The 17,094-nt window shown below is 49.5% G+C and carries 25 protein-coding genes and 1 rRNA gene; 2 read left to right on the plus strand and 24 right to left on the minus strand.

Features of this window, described 5'->3' with window-relative positions:
* The 3 genes from QQZ12_RS13300 to QQZ12_RS13310 all read right to left on the minus strand — a co-directional run.
* Window positions 1-171 (minus strand): 16S ribosomal RNA (locus QQZ12_RS13300); the annotation flags it as partial.
* 286 nt (window positions 172-457) lie between these two features.
* Window positions 458-886 carry an OsmC family protein gene (locus tag QQZ12_RS13305; protein WP_102991350.1) on the minus strand — a complete coding sequence of 143 codons (429 nt, stop codon included), beginning with the start codon at window positions 884-886 and terminating at the stop codon, window positions 458-460.
* A gap of 14 nt (window positions 887-900) precedes the next feature.
* Window positions 901-1,515, minus strand: coding sequence for a stage II sporulation protein M (locus QQZ12_RS13310; protein ID WP_102991349.1), 615 nt, complete (start codon window positions 1,513-1,515; stop codon window positions 901-903).
* A 94-nt stretch (window positions 1,516-1,609) separates the two neighbouring features.
* On the opposite strand from QQZ12_RS13310, the gene pdaB reads away from it, so the two are divergent.
* Window positions 1,610-2,374 (plus strand): polysaccharide deacetylase family sporulation protein PdaB, encoded by a 765-nt coding sequence (gene pdaB / locus QQZ12_RS13315; protein ID WP_102991348.1) that lies wholly within the window; start codon window positions 1,610-1,612, stop codon window positions 2,372-2,374.
* A gap of 72 nt (window positions 2,375-2,446) precedes the next feature.
* Here pdaB and QQZ12_RS13320 read toward each other — a convergent pair whose 3' ends face one another.
* The gene (locus tag QQZ12_RS13320) at window positions 2,447-3,046 is read right to left on the minus strand and encodes a KinB-signaling pathway activation protein (RefSeq protein ID WP_189318950.1); all 600 of its coding nucleotides are present in this window, start codon (window positions 3,044-3,046) and stop codon (window positions 2,447-2,449) included.
* 148 nt (window positions 3,047-3,194) lie between these two features.
* Here QQZ12_RS13320 and gerD point away from each other — a divergent pair, with 148 nt between their 5' ends.
* Window positions 3,195-3,818, plus strand: a complete 624-nt coding sequence (gene gerD / locus QQZ12_RS13325) for a spore germination lipoprotein GerD (protein ID WP_102991346.1) — start codon at window positions 3,195-3,197, stop codon at window positions 3,816-3,818.
* A 40-nt stretch (window positions 3,819-3,858) separates the two neighbouring features.
* Here the strand turns inward: gerD and QQZ12_RS13330 are convergent, their stop codons facing one another.
* The 20 genes from QQZ12_RS13330 to rplO all read right to left on the minus strand — a co-directional run bounded on the left by QQZ12_RS13330 (window position 3,859) and on the right by rplO (window position 17,064).
* Window positions 3,859-4,959 carry a P-loop NTPase gene (locus QQZ12_RS13330; RefSeq protein WP_102993733.1) on the minus strand — a complete coding sequence of 367 codons (1,101 nt, stop codon included), beginning with the start codon at window positions 4,957-4,959 and terminating at the stop codon, window positions 3,859-3,861.
* Window positions 4,960-5,007: 48 nt separating this feature from the next.
* Window positions 5,008-5,757, minus strand: coding sequence for an N-acetylmuramoyl-L-alanine amidase CwlD (gene cwlD, locus QQZ12_RS13335; protein WP_102991345.1), 750 nt, complete (start codon window positions 5,755-5,757; stop codon window positions 5,008-5,010).
* Window positions 5,758-5,827: 70 nt separating this feature from the next.
* Complete coding sequence (locus tag QQZ12_RS13340) at window positions 5,828-6,262, minus strand: hypothetical protein (RefSeq protein WP_123827397.1); 435 nt, start codon at window positions 6,260-6,262, stop codon at window positions 5,828-5,830.
* 109 nt (window positions 6,263-6,371) lie between these two features.
* On the minus strand, window positions 6,372-6,764 hold the full coding sequence (rpsI, locus tag QQZ12_RS13345; RefSeq protein WP_022738906.1) for a 30S ribosomal protein S9: 393 nt from the start codon (window positions 6,762-6,764) through the stop codon (window positions 6,372-6,374).
* Window positions 6,765-6,782: 18 nt separating this feature from the next.
* Complete coding sequence (rplM, locus tag QQZ12_RS13350; RefSeq protein ID WP_022738904.1) at window positions 6,783-7,220, minus strand: 50S ribosomal protein L13; 438 nt, start codon at window positions 7,218-7,220, stop codon at window positions 6,783-6,785.
* 203 nt (window positions 7,221-7,423) lie between these two features.
* A complete protein-coding gene (gene truA, locus QQZ12_RS13355; protein WP_102991343.1) occupies window positions 7,424-8,176 on the minus strand; it encodes a tRNA pseudouridine(38-40) synthase TruA in 753 nt (250 codons plus the stop codon).
* Window positions 8,177-8,193: 17 nt separating this feature from the next.
* Complete coding sequence (locus QQZ12_RS13360) at window positions 8,194-8,988, minus strand: energy-coupling factor transporter transmembrane component T family protein (protein ID WP_102991342.1); 795 nt, start codon at window positions 8,986-8,988, stop codon at window positions 8,194-8,196.
* Window positions 8,985-9,848, minus strand: a complete 864-nt coding sequence (locus tag QQZ12_RS13365; RefSeq protein ID WP_102991341.1) for an energy-coupling factor transporter ATPase — start codon at window positions 9,846-9,848, stop codon at window positions 8,985-8,987. Before QQZ12_RS13365 ends, QQZ12_RS13360 begins: the two co-directional genes overlap by 4 nt.
* Entirely contained in the window at window positions 9,824-10,672 is an 849-nt protein-coding gene (locus tag QQZ12_RS13370; protein ID WP_284724541.1) for an energy-coupling factor transporter ATPase, read from the minus strand. Before QQZ12_RS13370 ends, QQZ12_RS13365 begins: the two co-directional genes overlap by 25 nt.
* An 88-nt stretch (window positions 10,673-10,760) precedes the next feature.
* Complete coding sequence (rplQ, locus tag QQZ12_RS13375) at window positions 10,761-11,153, minus strand: 50S ribosomal protein L17 (protein ID WP_022738898.1); 393 nt, start codon at window positions 11,151-11,153, stop codon at window positions 10,761-10,763.
* A 25-nt stretch (window positions 11,154-11,178) separates the two neighbouring features.
* Window positions 11,179-12,123, minus strand: a complete 945-nt coding sequence (locus QQZ12_RS13380; protein ID WP_102991339.1) for a DNA-directed RNA polymerase subunit alpha — start codon at window positions 12,121-12,123, stop codon at window positions 11,179-11,181.
* 159 nt (window positions 12,124-12,282) lie between these two features.
* A complete protein-coding gene (gene rpsK, locus QQZ12_RS13385) occupies window positions 12,283-12,681 on the minus strand; it encodes a 30S ribosomal protein S11 (protein WP_029072151.1) in 399 nt (132 codons plus the stop codon).
* 21 nt (window positions 12,682-12,702) lie between these two features.
* The gene (gene rpsM, locus QQZ12_RS13390; RefSeq protein WP_022738895.1) at window positions 12,703-13,071 is read right to left on the minus strand and encodes a 30S ribosomal protein S13; all 369 of its coding nucleotides are present in this window, start codon (window positions 13,069-13,071) and stop codon (window positions 12,703-12,705) included.
* 19 nt (window positions 13,072-13,090) lie between these two features.
* Entirely contained in the window at window positions 13,091-13,204 is a 114-nt protein-coding gene (gene rpmJ / locus QQZ12_RS13395; protein WP_022738894.1) for a 50S ribosomal protein L36, read from the minus strand.
* A gap of 69 nt (window positions 13,205-13,273) precedes the next feature.
* Window positions 13,274-13,492, minus strand: coding sequence for a translation initiation factor IF-1 (gene infA / locus QQZ12_RS13400; RefSeq protein WP_022738893.1), 219 nt, complete (start codon window positions 13,490-13,492; stop codon window positions 13,274-13,276).
* 4 nt (window positions 13,493-13,496) lie between these two features.
* Window positions 13,497-13,802, minus strand: coding sequence for a KOW domain-containing RNA-binding protein (locus QQZ12_RS13405; RefSeq protein WP_054095567.1), 306 nt, complete (start codon window positions 13,800-13,802; stop codon window positions 13,497-13,499).
* Between the two features lie 13 nt (window positions 13,803-13,815).
* Entirely contained in the window at window positions 13,816-14,562 is a 747-nt protein-coding gene (map, locus tag QQZ12_RS13410) for a type I methionyl aminopeptidase (RefSeq protein WP_106342798.1), read from the minus strand.
* Window positions 14,559-15,212 carry an adenylate kinase gene (locus QQZ12_RS13415; protein WP_102991337.1) on the minus strand — a complete coding sequence of 218 codons (654 nt, stop codon included), beginning with the start codon at window positions 15,210-15,212 and terminating at the stop codon, window positions 14,559-14,561. Before QQZ12_RS13415 ends, map begins: the two co-directional genes overlap by 4 nt.
* Window positions 15,213-15,325: 113 nt before the next feature.
* Window positions 15,326-16,624: a preprotein translocase subunit SecY gene (secY, locus tag QQZ12_RS13420; RefSeq protein ID WP_102991336.1), complete on the minus strand. Its 1,299-nt coding sequence runs from the start codon at window positions 16,622-16,624 to the stop codon at window positions 15,326-15,328.
* Window positions 16,624-17,064 carry a 50S ribosomal protein L15 gene (rplO, locus tag QQZ12_RS13425; RefSeq protein ID WP_054095565.1) on the minus strand — a complete coding sequence of 147 codons (441 nt, stop codon included), beginning with the start codon at window positions 17,062-17,064 and terminating at the stop codon, window positions 16,624-16,626. The genes secY and rplO overlap by 1 nt, the downstream gene beginning before the upstream one ends.
* Window positions 17,065-17,094: the final 30 nt, after the last annotated feature.

The following is a 17,094-nucleotide window of genomic DNA, read 5'->3' on the forward strand; positions in this document are numbered from 1 at the left end:
GAGATTATCTGGTATTAGCACCGGTTTCCCGGAGTTATCCCAGTCTTACGGGCAGGTTGCCCACGTGTTACTCACCCGTTCGCCGCTAGGGTCCGAAGACCCCCGCACGACTTGCATGTATTAGGCATGCCGCCAGCGTTCATCCTGAGCCAGGATCAAACTCTCCGTTAAAGGTTTCACACCGAAGTGTGAAACTGAGGTTTGAGTCTATGCTCGAAGTTGATACTCCGCCGAGCAAAGCTCGCGGAGTTGTGAAACACTAAACACTAAAGTGTTAAGTGTTTCATCGAATTGACAGGTCACGTTGTCACTCTTTAGTTTTCAAGGAACACGTTGTTTCATTTCGCACCGCTCGTTCGCTGCGACAAATAAGATATTATCACAGGCATTATATCATGTCAACACTTATTATCCAAAAAAGAGCGATTCCATTCATCCGGAACCGCTCTTACCCCGTTTACATTTCATTTATTTCGAACCGTTGGCCATTAATCTCAAAACTAGCAGTCACTTTCGCGTTAAGGGAATTGGATACGGAGCAATACTTCTCCACAGATAGCTTCACCGCGCGGCGCACTTTGTCTTCCGGCAGATCTCCCGTCAGACGATAATGCATGTGAACGTGCGTAAAGCGGCGCGGATGCTCTTCTGCCCGCTCTCCATTCACTTCCATCGCGAAAGACTCCACATGTAAGCGCATTTTGCGCAAAATATCCACAATATCAATTCCAGAACACGTTCCCACTGCGGACAGAAGCACCTCGGTCGGCCGTGGGCCAAGGTTCTCTCCGCCCACTTCTTGCGAGGCATCCAAGGAAATTGCATGGCCCGAGGGTGTCTCCGTTTTAAAATGCATGTTGCCTTGCCACTCAATTTTAATGTTCATTGTCGTACCTCCTTTTATTGCATGCCTGACACAATGAGACTCGATTCAACCACAGCAGCCACCGCCAACAGCAGGGCGATGATCAAAATCAATCGGGGCAATCTAGCCCGGATGCCTTTCCACTCTTGAATAGAAACTTCACGCCGCCCGGGTACCAGCATCGCTAGAAAACGGCGCCAGCCTGCCATACCCAACCGGATGCCGATCGCTGCCGCCAAAATGATAGCGGGTAATTCAAGCACGCCATGCGGTAGGACTTTCCCGACAAAGATGGCCAAGGGATGCTGCCCACTGGACTTGGCCGCCGCATCTAATACTACACCGAGAACCATCCCATTCGTCAACATGGCCATAAACGGAATAATCCCCAGCAAAAGCCCAAACGCAATCATTTTTAGCGAAGCGAGCAGGTTATTAAGAAAAATGATGCTGAAGGCATTGGCAAACGTAGGCTCTTTGCTGATTGATCCCATCACTTGCTCCAATTGATCCATGATCCCCATCTGCTTCATGCTTTCAAGAATGGCATCTCCATTGGCAAACCCGGCTATAGTGCTGGTGATGAATACCACCGCCGCAATGCCGAGATACCTGCTTTCTTCCCTGATTGCCGCCAACCACATCCGCATATCTTTCACTCCTTTTGCTTTAAGAGGATTCAATCATAACCCTCGTCCATCGGCATAGATTGATAATAAGAGGTTGCCAGTAGGAGGGTCATAGATGAATATGTTCTTGGTTTTATCTGCAAAACGATTGAAAAGTACGTTTTTCATCATTTTAGCTTTGTTTTTCGCTATGGGCATTTTCTACGCTGAAAATAAGAATATGCAAGTGTTCTTCCCTATTGACCCTGGGCCAAGTGCCATCTACAGTGTAGAGACGGATAAAAAACAAGTGGCCCTCACGTTCGACATCAGTTGGGGGGAAGAACGCACTGGTCCGATCTTGGATGTGTTGGAGCAAAAAGGATTGAAAAAGGCAACATTCTTCCTGTCATCTCCTTGGGCTGAGAGCCATCCTGATTTGGTCAAACGCATTGTGGACATGGGTTTTGAGATAGGGAGCCATGGCCATCGCCATGATAATTATAGCCAGTACAACGAAGAGCAAATTCGCACGCAAATTAGCAAAGCGGACCGAATCTTGACCGAAGTTACGGGGAAAAAGCCGAAGCTAATCCGCTATCCAAATGGAGATTTCGACAAACGGGTGTTACGCATCGCCGATCAAATGGGATATAAGTCCATCCAATGGGACACTGATTCACTCGACTGGATGAACCCAGGAAAAGACAAAATCATCAACCGCGTTCTCAAGCGCGTCCATCCGGGCGACATCATTCTCATGCACGCCAGCGATTCTTGCCGGCAAACCCACGAAGCCCTGCCTGTCATCATCGACTCCTTGCGCAAACAAGGATATGAATTTGTCACTGTCTCCGAGCTGATCGCCGGTTCCGAAGTAAAAATGAAAGCCGTTGATTGATAAGATTTCCATCGCATGATGGCGACAAACCAGTTTCCCGCCAATCGAGGGAACTGGTTTGTCGTGTTTTGCTTATTTGGTTTGGCTGATTTTCGCCGGCGGTTTGATCCAACGGTGCAATTGCAGGATTTGCCATGCGTTGCAAACCAGCAACACCACCACACTGTGAAAAATGATCAATAACGGGATTTCGCCCGCTTTGGAATTAATCGATGGAATCGCCTCAAGAATAGTAGCCGCGACCATAAAGAAAAGAGTCGGAATATAGGCCGACACATTGGTCGATTTCTCTTTCAGCTTCGCTACGATCAAGGCCGTCAGTAGAATGATGAATGGAATCAATAAGTGCAACCAAAAGCTTTCCCCACTGAATTTGACCGCATTCAGATATACCAGATTACCCAAAATAATCACTGTGAGAACCAACATGGTCACATCATAACCCAGTTTATTGCGAATTAGCCCCTTGGCCAAGAAATTGAAAACCAGGTATGCAAAGAACCCCAACTCAGCAACCGCCGCCAGGGTCAAACTCAACAGCAATTGTTGTGTGATGTCGCCAAACATCTTCTGCCCCACCAATATCTCCAGGACAAAAGCAAGGACCAACGCCGTCACGCCGCCAAGCGCGAGTGTGGACCAGAACCAATAAAACAGTTTTTTTAGTGTCATGGCCGTCTCTCCTGTTCCATTTCCTCTTCTCGATTGTATCAAAATCATTTTACCTGCGAAAGTGGACGCCTTTCTTTCTCTGCATAAAACCCATCCACCCATTCCATATTAAAAGTAGTTCCCTTGGAAACGGAGGCAGGACACGCTTATGCAGCGCTTAAAATGGATAATCCCAATTATCGCCGGTCTTTTCCTCATTTCATGCAATAACAGCCAACCCCAACCGCAAGAGCCTGATTACCAAAAGATTAAAGAGATCACACTGGACGTATTGCACACCTCTGAAGGAAAAAAGATGCTGGAAGATGTCATGACCGATCCATCGTTCAAACAAAAAGTCACTATCGATTCTAAAGAATTGGAAACGATTTTGTCCAAGTCGTTTACAGATCAGCAGACCAAAAAAGAGTGGGAAAAAATCCTGCAAAAAGAAACAGTAGCTACCAACTTATATAAAGCGACTGAAGAGCAACAGAAAACCTTGCTCAAAACAATGATGAAAGATCCTGAGTACCAAAAGATGATGCTCGATCTCTTAAAAGACCCGCAGTTTTCCCAACACCTGATTCAGTTGCTCAAAAGCCAGCAAGCCCGCCAAGAAGTGCAAAAGCTCATGGAGGAGCTTGTATCCGTGCCAAGCATTCAAGAAAAGTTGGCCAAAAAAGTGCAAGAAGCATTGAAGCAAAAAGAGGGCGAAAAACAAGGCCAAGGCAGTGGAGAAGCCAGCGGGGGAGATGGTGGCGGAGACGGTGGCGGAGAAGGCGGAGGATGATAAGCAAAAGGCTACCAGGCATAAGCCCGGTAGCCTTTTTTTAGGATTCGCTATGCACAGGCGCTTTTTCGATCACTTTGCGCGCCAATGTGGTGTAGATCTTACCGATAAAATGGTTGGCATCGTATACTGAAGGAGCGAAATTCGGATCATCCACATCGTCGTTGTCAGGGGCACCCAATGGAATCTGCGCCAGTAGCTCAATGTTCAATTCTTTGGCCAGTTTCTCTCCCCCGCCACGGCCAAATACATACTCGCGCTCTCCGTATTTGTTCTGATACCACGCCATGTTTTCCACAACCCCCAACAGCTCGTGTTTGGTGGCATGAAGGGCCATCGCACCGGCCCGGGCGGCCACAAACGCTGCCGTCGCATGCGGGGTGGTCACCAAGATTTCCTTGCTTTGTGGTATCAATTGATGAACATCCAAGGCGACATCACCTGTTCCAGGAGGCAAATCCAGTAGCAAATAATCTAATTCTCCCCAATGGACTTCACTAAAGAAATTGCGCAACATCTTACCCAACATGGGGCCACGCCACACGACAGGAGCATTGTCTTCCACAAAGAATCCCATCGACATCACTTTCACCCCAAACCGTTCCACAGGCAAAATGGTTTGGTCGATCACCACGGGGCGTTGTTCAATCCCCATCATGTCCGGCACACTAAAGCCATAGATGTCTGCATCGATGATTCCTACTTTCTTGCCTTCCCTCGCCAAAGCGACAGCCAAATTCACCGTCACTGTCGACTTGCCAACACCGCCTTTGCCACTGGCAACAGCGATGAATTTCGTTTTCGAAGCTTTGGACAACAGGGGCGGTTCGGTGTTTGCGCCCGCCGCGGTGGGACCACTGGGTCGGCGCAATGATTCTGACAGCGCTCTTCTCTCTTCATCGGTCATCGCACCAATGCGCACATCCACTTCTGTGGCTCCCAAGGCCTTCAGCGCCGTTTCCACGTCCTCCTGAATCTTAAATTTAAGGGGGCAACCCTGAATTGTTAAAATCAAATCCAGTGCCACGCGCGTCCCCTTGATTTCAATATTGCGAACCATGTTCAGCTCAACCAAGCTTCTATTTATCTCCGGATCTTTTACTTCTTTTAAAGCGTCCAATACTTGTTCTCTTGTTATCATGTCACAAGACACCTCGATCGAAAGCGATTTCTTTTCCATTATAGCACATTAGCGATCGGGTAACGGAGGTGTCTCCTTGCCGGTGTAATACTGCAATAAGCCCAAATAAATGGCGGCAGCCAATTTCTTCTGGTAATTCTCATCAGCGAGTAGTTTGGCCTCGCCTGGATGGGTCAAAAAACCAACTTCAACTAGTGCGGTGGGGACATGTGCCTCTTTGAGGATGTAGACATCGCTTTTCTGTTTGGCCAGGCGGTTGGTATTCCCCAATTGTTTGATCAATTCCGCTTGAATCAGCGTGGCCAACCGCTTGTTCTCTTCGCGAATCGGATTGTAAAAAGTTTGGGCGCCTGACCACTTGGGAGATGGCATGGCGTTGAGATGGATGCTCACAAGCGCATCAGCCCGCTTCTCCTTCAACAAGTGGATACGCTTTAACAAATCCTCCACTTTTCGCCGACTGAGCGACTTCGTTTCTGGTTCGGCTAAGTCTTGGTCGGCTTCGCGCGTCATCAGCACATATGCTCCCGCTTCATTCAGGTAATCCCGCAAATATAAAGCAATATTTAAAGTGATATGTTTCTCTACCAATCCGTTTCCGCTGGCCCCTCCATCGGCTCCCCCGTGGCCTGCGTCAATCATGATCACCTTGCCACTCAGGGGCATAGCCATGGTGCTAACTGAGCCTACCTTCATAACCGAAAACATGCCGATGGCACTGACAAGCACCGCCGCGCAGAGCAGCATCATCCAACCTTTTTTCTGGTGGTTCTTCCACCAATCCATTGCCATTTTCATGCGTCTCGCCTCACTTCACTTCACGTCGCCTACTAGCTAATGTATGGGACGAGACCGATTGATATGATTGTCAACGCTTTTGTGCATACCCTTTCATAAACCAATTTTTGGACAGCTCCGCCAACAGCATGAACACGGATTCCGCGCTCCATTCATCCAACCACTCGAATACATGAAACTCTTTGGTCAGCTGTTCCATCAGCTGTTGGCAATGGGCTTGATGGCGCGGCGCAAACACATCCAGCGCCTCTTTAAACGTTCGTGGTGACCGTCTTCTCCACTTGGCTTCTTTCATGCCACAAACAAACGCTTCATAGGCCAGACGGTAACACAATTCGAGCAGAAGCCATTTTCTCGAGGACGGCCAATATTTGACCATCGGTTTGATCAGATTGGCCTTCACCCGCTCCATTTCGTCCCACGGGAACGCATCTAATGCGTCTTGGCGCAAAGCCGCTTCTTTTTTAATCCGTAAACTATCAATATGTATGATTTCCCCCACCAAGCCAAATCGCTCCTTCTTTTGCAACCATCTCATTTATTGTTGACGAAAGAAGGATAGAAAAAACCCCTGGATTGTTGTCCAGGGGTTTGTGTAAAAAGCGGATGCCCGATTAGCGCTTGGAGAACTGAGGCGCGCGACGAGCAGCTTTGAGACCGTATTTTTTCCGTTCTTTCATCCGTGGGTCACGGGTCAAGAAGCCGGCTTTTTTCAAGGATGGACGAAGTTCTGGATCCACTTTCAGAAGCGCACGCGCGATACCGTGGCGGATTGCGCCCGCTTGTCCTGTGAATCCACCACCGGATACGTTCACCAATACATCATAACGATCCGTGGTGTTGGTCAGTACTAATGGTTGACGTACGATCGCTTTTAAGGTTTCCAGACCAAAATAGTCATCAATGTTACGACCATTGATCACAACGCGGCCATCCCCAGCAACGAGGCGAACACGAGCGACCGATTCCTTACGGCGACCGGTTCCATAGAATTGAACTTGTGCCAAATCGGTTACCTCCTTTTATTAACCGCGCAGTTCCCACTCAACCGGCTGTTGAGCCTGATGAGGATGTTCGGAACCAGCGTATACTTTTAGTTTTTTGAATTGCTGACGACCCAAAGAGCCTTTTGGCAGCATGCCTTTCACTGCAAATTCGATCAGGCGCTCCGGATGTTTGGCGCGCATGTCACTGGCTACAGTGGCTTTCAGACCACCTGGATGACCAGAGTGACGATAGTAAGTTTTTTGAGCCCATTTTTTACCGGTCAATTCAACTTGATCTGCGTTAATCACGATCACAAAATCGCCAGTGTCCACATGGGGAGTAAATTCAGGTTTATGCTTTCCGCGAAGCAAGGTAGCTACTTCAGTTGCGAGACGACCCAAGGTTTTGCCCGCAGCATCTACCACATACCATTTCCGTTCCACTTGATTTGGCTTAGCCATAAATGTGGTACGCATCGTATTCCCTCCTCTATCGCAACGGATTGACCGTTTACTTTTAACAGATTTAGAAGCATTTAGAAGCAATTAGAAGCATTTTTTGTAGCACTGACAAGATTTGCGCCGAACAACTCCACCGGGGCATGGAGTGGAAAATACCAAGCGTAATCTTACCTTAAAAGCGGGAAAATGTCAAGAAATCGCAAGGGCAAATGCCATGTTTACATATTGTTCCATGGGGTGTAGCCCACTTCCATCAGCACGAGCCCCTCGGGCGGGAAAGTGGGGCCAGCCTTCGTGCGGTCGCGGGCGGCCAAGATCACCGAGATTGCTTTGGGGTCGATATGCTTTCTCCCCACCTCGACCAATGTGCCTGCCAATATCCGCACCATATTGTACAAAAAACCGCTACCTGTCACTTCGATCGCATACCCATGCTCTTCTTCGATAACCTCGCACCGATAGATCGTGCGCACCCGGTCTTCCACCTGCGTTTTGGCCGAGCACAGCGATGTGAAATCATGAGTGCCCACCAAGTAACCAGCGGCTTCCCGCATCGCCTGAAAATCAACTGCATAAGGAAGATGAGTGCGATAACGGCGAGAAAACACATCCGGGGCACACCGCGTATCTATCTGATAGCGATACGTCTTCCAGTGGGCGCTCTTGCGCGCGTGAAAGTCGGACGGAACTTCTTCGCTCGACACCGCGACAATATCCCGCGGCAACATGTTGCGCAAGATATACGCGATCTTTTCGGCGGGAATCGGACTGGATGTCACAAAGTGGCAAATCTGCCCTTGGGCATGAACACCCGCATCTGTCCTTCCCGAGCCGTGAATCTCTATCTTTTCCCGCATCAAGGCGGTCAACGCGTTTTCCAGCTCCGCTTGGATCGTGCGTTGCCCCGGTTGGCGCTGAAACCCGGAAAAGTCAGTGCCGTCATAGGAAATGTGCAGTTTGATCTTTTTCATCTTCTTATTTCGGCCCCCTACTTCTCCAAGTACCACAACGCCAACCACAGCGTCGCCGCCGTCGGAATCAACCACAAATCCCGTCGAGCGAACGTCAACTCCCGCCAACGGGTTCGCCCTTCGCCTCCGCGGTAGCCACGGGCTTCCATCGCCATGGCCAAATCTTCGGCGCGCCGGAAAGACGAGATCAAGAGCGGGATCAAGATGGGAATATGATTCATGATCCGTCTGAACAATGAACCAGCCTCAAAATCAACCCCGCGCGCCATTTGCGCCTTTTTGATTTTTTGCGTTTCCCCCCATAAGGTAGGAATGAAGCGAAGCGCAATGGACATCATCATCGCCAACTCATGCACGGGAACGCGCACCTTCGTCAGCGGCCGCAATAGTTGTTCAATTGCATTGGTGATCTCCATCGGGGAAGTGGTGCAAGTGAGCAAGGTCGCTGTAGCCATCAAGACAAATAAGCGCAACGACATGAGCACCGCTTGCTCCACCCCTGCCTCATGCACCGAAAACAACGGCGTCTGAAGCAAGACCCCACCGCCTTTTGTCGTGAACAAGTGCAGTAGCGAAGTCAGGATGATCAAAAATAATATCGGCTTGACTGCTCGCAAAAAAAGTGCAAGCGGAATGCGCGCCCCTTTGACGGCAAGCAAGACAAACAGGGTGAGCAACAGGTACGAAGGCCACCTGTCCACAAATAAAACGAGGAACATGAAGGCAAACACAAATACCAGCTTGCCTCTAGGATCCAATCGATGCAAGAACGAATCGACCGGGACATATTGTCCAATTACGACCGGTGTCACCTGTCATCCCCCCGCTTCCAGCGAGACTCCAGCTCACGCTCCAACTCTTCAACAGAGAACAATGTCAGTGGAAGGGGAGGATCGAGGTTGCGGTTCAACGCCATGATCAACTTGGTGATCTCTGGCACATCCAGCTTAAGCCGACACAGTGCCTGCTCATTCCCAAACACTTCTCTCGGGGAGCCCGTAAGCGCAATCCGCCCTTCTGACAAGATCACCAGCTGCTCCGCGTATCGGGCCGCCTCTTCCATCTGATGGGTGACCAGTAATACGGTCAACCCCTGTTCACGGTGTAAACGCCCCACCATGTCCAGCATCTCCCGTTGACCGCGGGGGTCAAGGCCAGCTGTCGGCTCATCAAGGATGAGCACCTGCGGTCGCATAGCCAGAATACCGGCAATAGCCACTCGCCGCATCTGCCCACCGCTCAGAGCCAATGGGGAACGATCCTTCAATGAAGGAGGCAAACCCACCCAACGCATGGCTTCCTCCACCCTCTCGGCGACCTGTTCTTCTGTCAGTCCTTGCTGACGCGGGCCAAAAGCGATGTCTTTCGCCACGGTTTCTTCAAACAATTGGTGTTCAGGATATTGAAAAGCGACCCCAACCAACCGCCTGAGTTCCGACAGCTGTTTGCTCTTAGGCGTCACCACTTGATTTCCAATCCTTAATTGCCCCGACGTCGGCTTAATCAAGCCGGCCACCGTCTGGATCAACGTTGATTTGCCCGAACCCGTCGCCCCGAGCAACGCGACAAATGAACCGCTTGCGACACGCAAATTGATATCCGTCAACGCTTGTTTAGCAAACGGGGTTCCAGGATGGTATATGACGTTCAAGTCTTCGATAACAATCTCCATAGTTCGCTCACCAGATCCTCTTTACTGGTGATGGAAGCACGTACCGGCCAGCCCGCTTTCACCAGGCGATGATGCAATTCCACTTCAAGTGGAACATCCAGATCCCACTCTTTCAACTTCATCGCTTGTGGATATAGTTCAGCGACAGGGGTGTCCAACTTGATTTGTCCTTCGGCCATTACGATCAACCGCTCAGCCATGAATGCTTCTTGCGCCGAATGGGTGATGTGGATCACCGTCGTCCCCCGTTCATGGATTGACTTGATCAGTTGGCACACTTCCGCTCTTCCTTGCGGGTCCAGCATCGACGTCGCCTCATCAAACAGGATGATATCCGGTTGCATCGCCACCACCCCTGCAATGGCCAAACGTTGCTTCTGCCCACCTGAGAGATGGTGTGGCTCCCGATCTTCCATCCCAGCCAGACCTACCCATTGCAACGCCTGCGCCACCCTTGCTTTCATCTCATCGCGCGGCAACCCCATATTCTCTAAACCAAAAGCGACATCATCCTGAACAGTAGGCGCGACAATTTGATTATCTGGATTTTGAAATACCATTCCAACCCGACGTCGAATTTGCCACAACACATGTTCATTTGATGTCGCTCGTCCACAAACGTGCACATCTCCTTCAGTAGGGAGATACAGCCCAGCGATTATGCGTGCCAATGTTGATTTTCCTGAACCATTGGGGCCAATAATACTAACATACTCACCCGCCCCGACGGTGAGCTGGATATCTTTCAGTGCCCATCTTTCCTTGGATAATGCATCAGGCTGATAGTGATACCGGAGATTGGAAACGTGCAAGATCGGTTCCATGTTAGCTCCTTAAAAGAAAAAAGGGTAAACGTCAGGACCGGCCGGATCCTGCCCTCACCCTTTCTAATTCAAACTATCAACGCATGGCTTACTTCACCAATTCGATGAAAACCATTGGTGCACCGTCACCACGGCGAGGTCCGAGCTTCAGGATGCGGGTGTAGCCGCCGTTGCGCTCTTTATAGCGTGGTGCGATTTCGTCAAACAGCTTTTTCACTGCATCGACGTTTTTGTTATGGGTCACTTCTTCCCCATCTTTTACGGTGTTGGAGCGAGTCGTGCGAACAAACGCTGCCGCTTGGCGACGTGCGTGCAGATCTCCGCGTTTACCGAGGGTGATCATTTTCTCCACGATGGAGCGCACTTCTTTCGCTTTGGATTCGGTGGTTTCAATGCGTTCGTTGATAATCAGATCCGTTACCAAATCACGGAGCAACGCTTTACGGGCTCCTGTGTTTCTGCCGAGTTTGGAATATGCCATCTTCTTTCCCTCCCCCTACCAGTTGTTAGTCGTCTTTGCGAAGTGACAACCCGAGCTCTTGCAACTTCTCTTGAACTTCTTCCAGAGATTTGCGTCCCAAGTTGCGAACTTTCATCATATCTTCTTCTGATTTTTGCGTGAGCTCTTGAACGGTGTTGATGCCGGCACGTTTGAGACAATTGTAAGAACGCACGGAGAGGTCGAGTTCCTCGATGGTCATCTCCATGACCTTCTCTTTTTTGTCTTCTTCTTTTTCTACCATGATTTCAGCATCTTTTGCCTGTTCAGTCAGACCCACGAATAACATCAAGTGCTCATTTAAGATCTTAGCGCCAAGGCTCACCGCTTCATCCGGTTTCAAGCTACCATTCGCCCAAACTTCCAAGATCAATTTGTCGTAGTTGGTAACTTGTCCAACACGCGTATTGGTCACTTGATAGTTAACCCGTTCAATAGGCGTGTAGATCGAGTCAATCGGAATCACACCGATCGGCAGATCTTCACGTTTATTCTTATCAGCAGATACATATCCGCGGCCACGATTCGCGGTCATCCGAATGCGCAGGTGGGCGTCTTCAGCCAATGTAGCGATGTGCAAATCAGGATTCAACACCTCTACATCACTATCCGCGCGAATATCCCCCGCTTTGACTTCTCCCGGGCCTTCGAGATCGATCTCCAGGATTTTCTCTTCATCCGAATGAATTTTGAGAGCAAGTTGTTTAATGTTGAGAATGATCTCCGTGGTATCTTCTACAACTCCAGGAATCGTGGAGAACTCATGCAATACCCCATCAATCTGGATGGTTGTAACGGCCGCTCCTGGCAAAGAGGAGAGCAGGACACGGCGCAGAGAATTGCCCAGGGTAGTGCCGTATCCGCGTTCCAAGGGTTCTACCACAAATTTTCCGTAACGATGATCATCACTGATTTCAACAGCTTCGATCTTCGGCTTTTCAATTTCAATCATACGGCTCACAAACCCTCCTTCAGAACGTCGCGTTCTGGGCGTTATCTCCCTAGCAGCTGAAATGTGTGGTGTATATAGGAAAGACAAGGAAATCCAGTCCTAACCAGTATACACGATAATTTACAAAAATAAACCACGGATCAGCTTAAAGAAGTAAGATTAAACACGACGACGTTTTGGCGGACGGCAACCGTTGTGAGGGATCGGTGTTACGTCTTTGATCAAGCTGACTTCAAGGCCTGCTGCTTGCAGAGAGCGGATCGCCGCTTCACGACCGGAGCCGGGGCCTTTAACCAGTACATCAACAGACTTCATCCCGTTTTCCATTGCGACTTTGGCTGCAGCTTCTGCTGCCATTTGCGCCGCAAACGGAGTGCTCTTGCGGGAACCTTTGAATCCCATGGTGCCGGAGCTTGCCCAAGCGACGGTGTTACCGCGTGGGTCTGTGATTGTGATGATCGTATTGTTGAAAGTGGAGCGGATATGAGCTACGCCCGTCTCAATGTTCTTTCTCACACGACGTTTTACGCGCTGAGTAGTCGTTTTACGTTTAGCCACTGTTTTCCCTCCTTACTGCAATTATTTTTTCTTGTTCGCAACCGTACGGCGTGGACCTTTACGGGTACGAGCATTGGTTTTGGTACGTTGACCACGAACCGGCAAACCACGACGATGACGGATGCCGCGATATGCGCCGATCTCGATCAGACGCTTGATGTTCAGTGCCACTTCACGACGAAGGTCACCTTCTACCACCAAGTTTTTATCAATAAAACTGCGCAGCTTGGTCACTTCTTCTTCCGTCAAGTCGCGAACACGGGTATCTGCGCTGATCCCAGTTGCTTCCAAGATTTTTTGTGCTTGAGAACGACCAATACCGTAAATGTAAGTCAGGGCGATCTCTACACGTTTCTCACGTGGCAAGTCAATACCTGCGATACGTGCCATACGCTACACCTCCCGTCTATTATCCTTGTTTTTGCTTGTGTTTTGGATTTTCACAGATTACCATTACAGCCCCTTTGCGACGAATCACTTTGCACTTTTCGCAAATGGGCTTCACAGATGGTCTTACTTTCATCTTGTTAACCTCCTGTCTGTGTCCCACTTTAGGTTCGGCACCCCAAGGTTATCGAGTCACTACGCGAAATTACTTATAGCGGTAAGTGATCCGCCCACGGGTTAAGTCATAAGGGGAAAGTTGCACGGTCACTTTGTCTCCTGGCAAAATGCGAATAAAATGCATGCGGATTTTGCCAGAAACATGCGCCAACACTTCATGACCATTCTCCAACTTCACACGGAACATTGCGTTTGGCAGGGGCTCTTGGACGATCCCTTCAACCTCGATCACATCTTCCTTGGCCATCGATTCACTCTCCTTTTTGCTCGCTCAGGAGCAGGTATTGGTTCAGGGCGTATCGCAACTTGGCATTGGTTACACGACCATGTTGTCTCAATGCTTCAGCCACATCCTCGCTTACATAGTTGATAAGCTGGATGTGTTTTACGTTTTTCTTTTTGGGATGGTCAAATTTACGCTGATCCCCATCAGCCAGAAAAACGAAATGTGGTTCCTCAAAACTGATTACTACAGCGAATTGACCTGCATCTCTCCCGCGCAACACACGCACGATCTGTCCTTGGCGGGGTCTGCAGTCAACAGCAGCCACATTCATCACCCTTCACCTGTTACGCTTTCGTCAAAATCTCATGGCCTTCATCCGTGATCGCAATCGTGTGCTCAAAATGGGCGCAGATTGAACCGTCAGTCGTCACAACCGTCCAATTGTCCGCAAGTGTCCGCACAAAGCGTTTACCGAAGTTAACCATCGGCTCCACTGCCAAGGTCATCCCCGGCTTCAACCGAGGCCCTTTCCCAGCTAATCCATAATTAGGAACGCTCGGCGCCTCATGCAGGTTTTGGCCAATGCCATGACCCACATACTCACGCACAATCGAAAAGCCCGCTTCTTCAGCGACTCGTTGTACGGCATGAGAGATATCACCAATGCGCGCACCAGGCTTTGCTTGTTCCAAGCCTTTGTACAGACTCGCTTCGGTAACTGAAAGCAATTTTTCCGCATCTGGAGAAATTTTCCCTACGGCGTAAGTCCAAGCCGAGTCCCCATGGTACCCTTCATAACACGCGCCGATGTCGATGGAGATGATATCCCCCTCTTTCAACGTGCGGTCACTTGGAATCCCGTGAACCAGTTCTTCGTTGACCGAAGTGCAAATGCTTCCGGGAAACCCATTATACCCTTTAAAAGAAGGAATGGCACCAAAACGGGTAATCACTTTCTCCGCGATCCGGTCCAACTCTTTCGTTGTCACACCCGGTTGGATCGCCTTCTTCAACTCCTGATGAGTCAAATAAACGATCTTGCCCGCTTCTCTCATGCGGTCTAACTCTTTTGCCGATTTTAAAATAATCATTTCACGGAACCTCGAATCAGTGACAAGATTTGTTCGGTCACGTTTTCGATCGGCTGCTCCCCATTCACGCGATGAAGTTTGCCAGTCGATTCGTAGTAATGAAGTAAGTGACGTGTTTGCTCAAGATTCACCTTAAGCCGTTCTTGAACGGTCTCTGCACTGTCGTCAGCGCGCTGGTACAGCTCGCCGCCACAGCGGTCGCAGACGCCTTCTACTTTTGGTGGTGCGAACACCACATGGTACGAAGCACCACAATCGCGACAGATGCGTCTCCCTGTGAGCCGTTTCAGCAGTTCTTCTTCGCTTACTTCAATATATAATACGAAATCGATAGCGCGATGAAGCTCTTTTGTCAATTCATCAAGTGCTTCAGCCTGTGGAACCGTTCTGGGAAAACCATCCAACAAAAAACCGTTCGCACAATCATCTTTGCCCAACCGCTCACGAACGATACCAATCGTCACACGGTCGGGAACCAGTTGACCTTGCTCCATATAGGACTTTGCTTCCAAGCCCAATGGCGTTTCTTCTTTTACGGCTGCCCGAAACATATCTCCCGTGGAGATGTGAGGAATGTCCAACTCCTCAAGTATTCGGCTCGCTTGCGTGCCTTTTCCTGCTCCGGGCAAACCCATCAGTACGATATTCAAGCCTCATCCCTCCGGTTGGGTTGCCTACGGGCGGTCCGCATGTGCAGATGATGCCAACAATGGCCTGCTCATGCATAGTCCCCGGAAGAAGGCTCCGGGGGTGTTCGATCATCTTATTTATGCATAAAGCCTTTATAATGGCGTTTGATCAATTGGCTTTCAATTGTTTTCAACGTCTCAAGAGCGACGCCGACAACGATCAGAAGGGATGTTCCACCTATCTGAACTTGCTGCGGCAAGCCCGCCAAGATGATCAGGATGATCGGCAAAATGGACACGGCCGCCAAAAACAGGGCACCCGTCAAGGTCAAACGGTTCATCACCTTGGTCAGGTAGGCGGTTGTGGCTTTGCCAGGGCGGACACCTGGAATAAATCCACCATTTTTCTTCATCTGATCAGACAATTGAATTGGGTTGAGCTGCACAAACGTATAGAAGTAAGTAAATCCGATGATCAGGATCACGTACAGTGCCATCCCGAGGCTAAACTTGGTGTAGTCAAAGTTGACAATAATCCAATCAGCAACAGGATTGCCTTGCCAGAACTGTGCGATCGTCTGCGGAAACATCAAGAGCGAAAGGGCGAAGATCACAGGAATTACACCAGCAGCATTGGTTTTCATCGGAATGTGGGTCGATTGACCACCATACATTTTACGTCCAACCACACGCTTCGTGTATTGTACCGGGATCTTTCTTACGCCTTGCTGAATGTAGATAACCGCCACAATCAGGATGATTGCAACAAGCAAAACGCCAACCATCTTCAGAATGCCCAGGAACAATTGGTCTTTGTCCTTAAAGAAATCTTCGGCCAAATAGCCCACTTGACCCGGCAGACCAGCGACGATCCCCGCAAAGATCAAAATGGAAATGCCATTTCCAATCCCTTTGTCGGTGATTTGCTCACCCATCCACATCAAGAAACAGGTACCCGCTGTCAAGGACAAGGCGATTAAGGAATACGACCACACGCTTTCATCCACAATGAACCCGGCAGCGGCTCTGTTAAACCCGATCGATACACCGATCGACTGGATGAGGGCCAGCACCACCGTAAAATAACGGGTAAACTGGGCAAGCTTGCGGCGCCCCACTTCCCCTTCTTTCGCCCAGCGCGAAAACGCCGGAATCACATCCATCGAGAGCAATTGCACAACGATCGATGCGGTGATGTAAGGCATAATGCCCATCGCAAAGATGGAGAAGTTTTGTAAGGCATTCCCTGAAAAAGCATTGATGAGATTGAAAACCCCTTGGGTCTCATTCATCATTTGCTGAAGGATATTGGCGTTAGTGTTCGGAACCGGAATGAAGCTTCCGATCCGAAAAACCACTAACATCATCAGGGTAAAAAAGATACGACGACGAAGATCTTCCACCTTAAAGATGTTTCCCAGGTTCCGAATCATTAGATTACCTCCGTCGCTCCACCAACGGCGTTGATTTTTTCAATCGCAGAGGCAGAGAATTTATGAGCTTTCACGGTAAGTTTCTTGCTCAATTCGCCATTGCCCAGGATTTTCAAACCATCTTTCAAGTTTTTCACAACGCCTTCTTGAACCAAGAGTTCCGGAGTAACAACTGTTCCCTCTTCAAAACGGTTCAAGGTGTCGAGGTTGACAATCGCATACTCCACACGATTTGGGTTGGTAAAGCCGCGTTTTGGCAAACGGCGGTAAATCGGGTTTTGACCACCTTCAAAGCCAGGACGCACACCACCACCAGAGCGGGCATTTTGACCTTTATGACCTTTACCAGCCGTCTTACCTTGGCCAGCAGAAATGCCGCGACCAAGTCGTTTTTTCTTGTGACGAGAGCCTTGGGCAGGTTTCAGCTCGTGCAGTTTCATCCTTCGCACCTCCTCTTCAACAGATCATAT

The sequence above is a fragment of the Laceyella tengchongensis genome (assembly GCF_900182735.1).
GTDB lineage: Bacteria > Bacillota > Bacilli > Thermoactinomycetales > Thermoactinomycetaceae > Laceyella > Laceyella tengchongensis.

Coding starts and splice junctions, on each gene's coding strand:
- QQZ12_RS13310 (WP_102991349.1), bottom strand. CDS start 1,515: ATGCGGATGTGGTTGGCGGCAATCAGGGAAGAAAGCAGGTATCTCGGC.
- QQZ12_RS13305 (WP_102991350.1), bottom strand. CDS start 886: ATGAACATTAAAATTGAGTGGCAAGGCAACATGCATTTTAAAACGGAG.
- QQZ12_RS13370 (WP_284724541.1), bottom strand. CDS start 10,672: ATGGAACCGATCTTGCACGTTTCCAATCTCCGGTATCACTATCAGCCT.
- map (WP_106342798.1), bottom strand. CDS start 14,562: ATGATTATTTTAAAATCGGCAAAAGAGTTAGACCGCATGAGAGAAGCG.
- secY (WP_102991336.1), bottom strand. CDS start 16,624: ATGATTCGGAACCTGGGAAACATCTTTAAGGTGGAAGATCTTCGTCGT.
- rplQ (WP_022738898.1), bottom strand. CDS start 11,153: ATGGCATATTCCAAACTCGGCAGAAACACAGGAGCCCGTAAAGCGTTG.
- QQZ12_RS13365 (WP_102991341.1), bottom strand. CDS start 9,848: ATGGAGATTGTTATCGAAGACTTGAACGTCATATACCATCCTGGAACC.
- infA (WP_022738893.1), bottom strand. CDS start 13,492: ATGGCCAAGGAAGATGTGATCGAGGTTGAAGGGATCGTCCAAGAGCCC.
- QQZ12_RS13405 (WP_054095567.1), bottom strand. CDS start 13,802: ATGAATGTGGCTGCTGTTGACTGCAGACCCCGCCAAGGACAGATCGTG.
- pdaB (WP_102991348.1), top strand. CDS start 1,610: ATGAATATGTTCTTGGTTTTATCTGCAAAACGATTGAAAAGTACGTTT.
- QQZ12_RS13330 (WP_102993733.1), bottom strand. CDS start 4,959: ATGATAACAAGAGAACAAGTATTGGACGCTTTAAAAGAAGTAAAAGAT.
- gerD (WP_102991346.1), top strand. CDS start 3,195: ATGCAGCGCTTAAAATGGATAATCCCAATTATCGCCGGTCTTTTCCTC.
- QQZ12_RS13320 (WP_189318950.1), bottom strand. CDS start 3,046: ATGACACTAAAAAAACTGTTTTATTGGTTCTGGTCCACACTCGCGCTT.
- cwlD (WP_102991345.1), bottom strand. CDS start 5,757: ATGAAAATGGCAATGGATTGGTGGAAGAACCACCAGAAAAAAGGTTGG.
- rplM (WP_022738904.1), bottom strand. CDS start 7,220: ATGCGTACCACATTTATGGCTAAGCCAAATCAAGTGGAACGGAAATGG.
- rpsM (WP_022738895.1), bottom strand. CDS start 13,071: ATGGCACGTATCGCAGGTATTGACTTGCCACGTGAGAAACGTGTAGAG.
- truA (WP_102991343.1), bottom strand. CDS start 8,176: ATGAAAAAGATCAAACTGCACATTTCCTATGACGGCACTGACTTTTCC.
- QQZ12_RS13380 (WP_102991339.1), bottom strand. CDS start 12,123: ATGATTGAAATTGAAAAGCCGAAGATCGAAGCTGTTGAAATCAGTGAT.
- rplO (WP_054095565.1), bottom strand. CDS start 17,064: ATGAAACTGCACGAGCTGAAACCTGCCCAAGGCTCTCGTCACAAGAAA.
- rpmJ (WP_022738894.1), bottom strand. CDS start 13,204: ATGAAAGTAAGACCATCTGTGAAGCCCATTTGCGAAAAGTGCAAAGTG.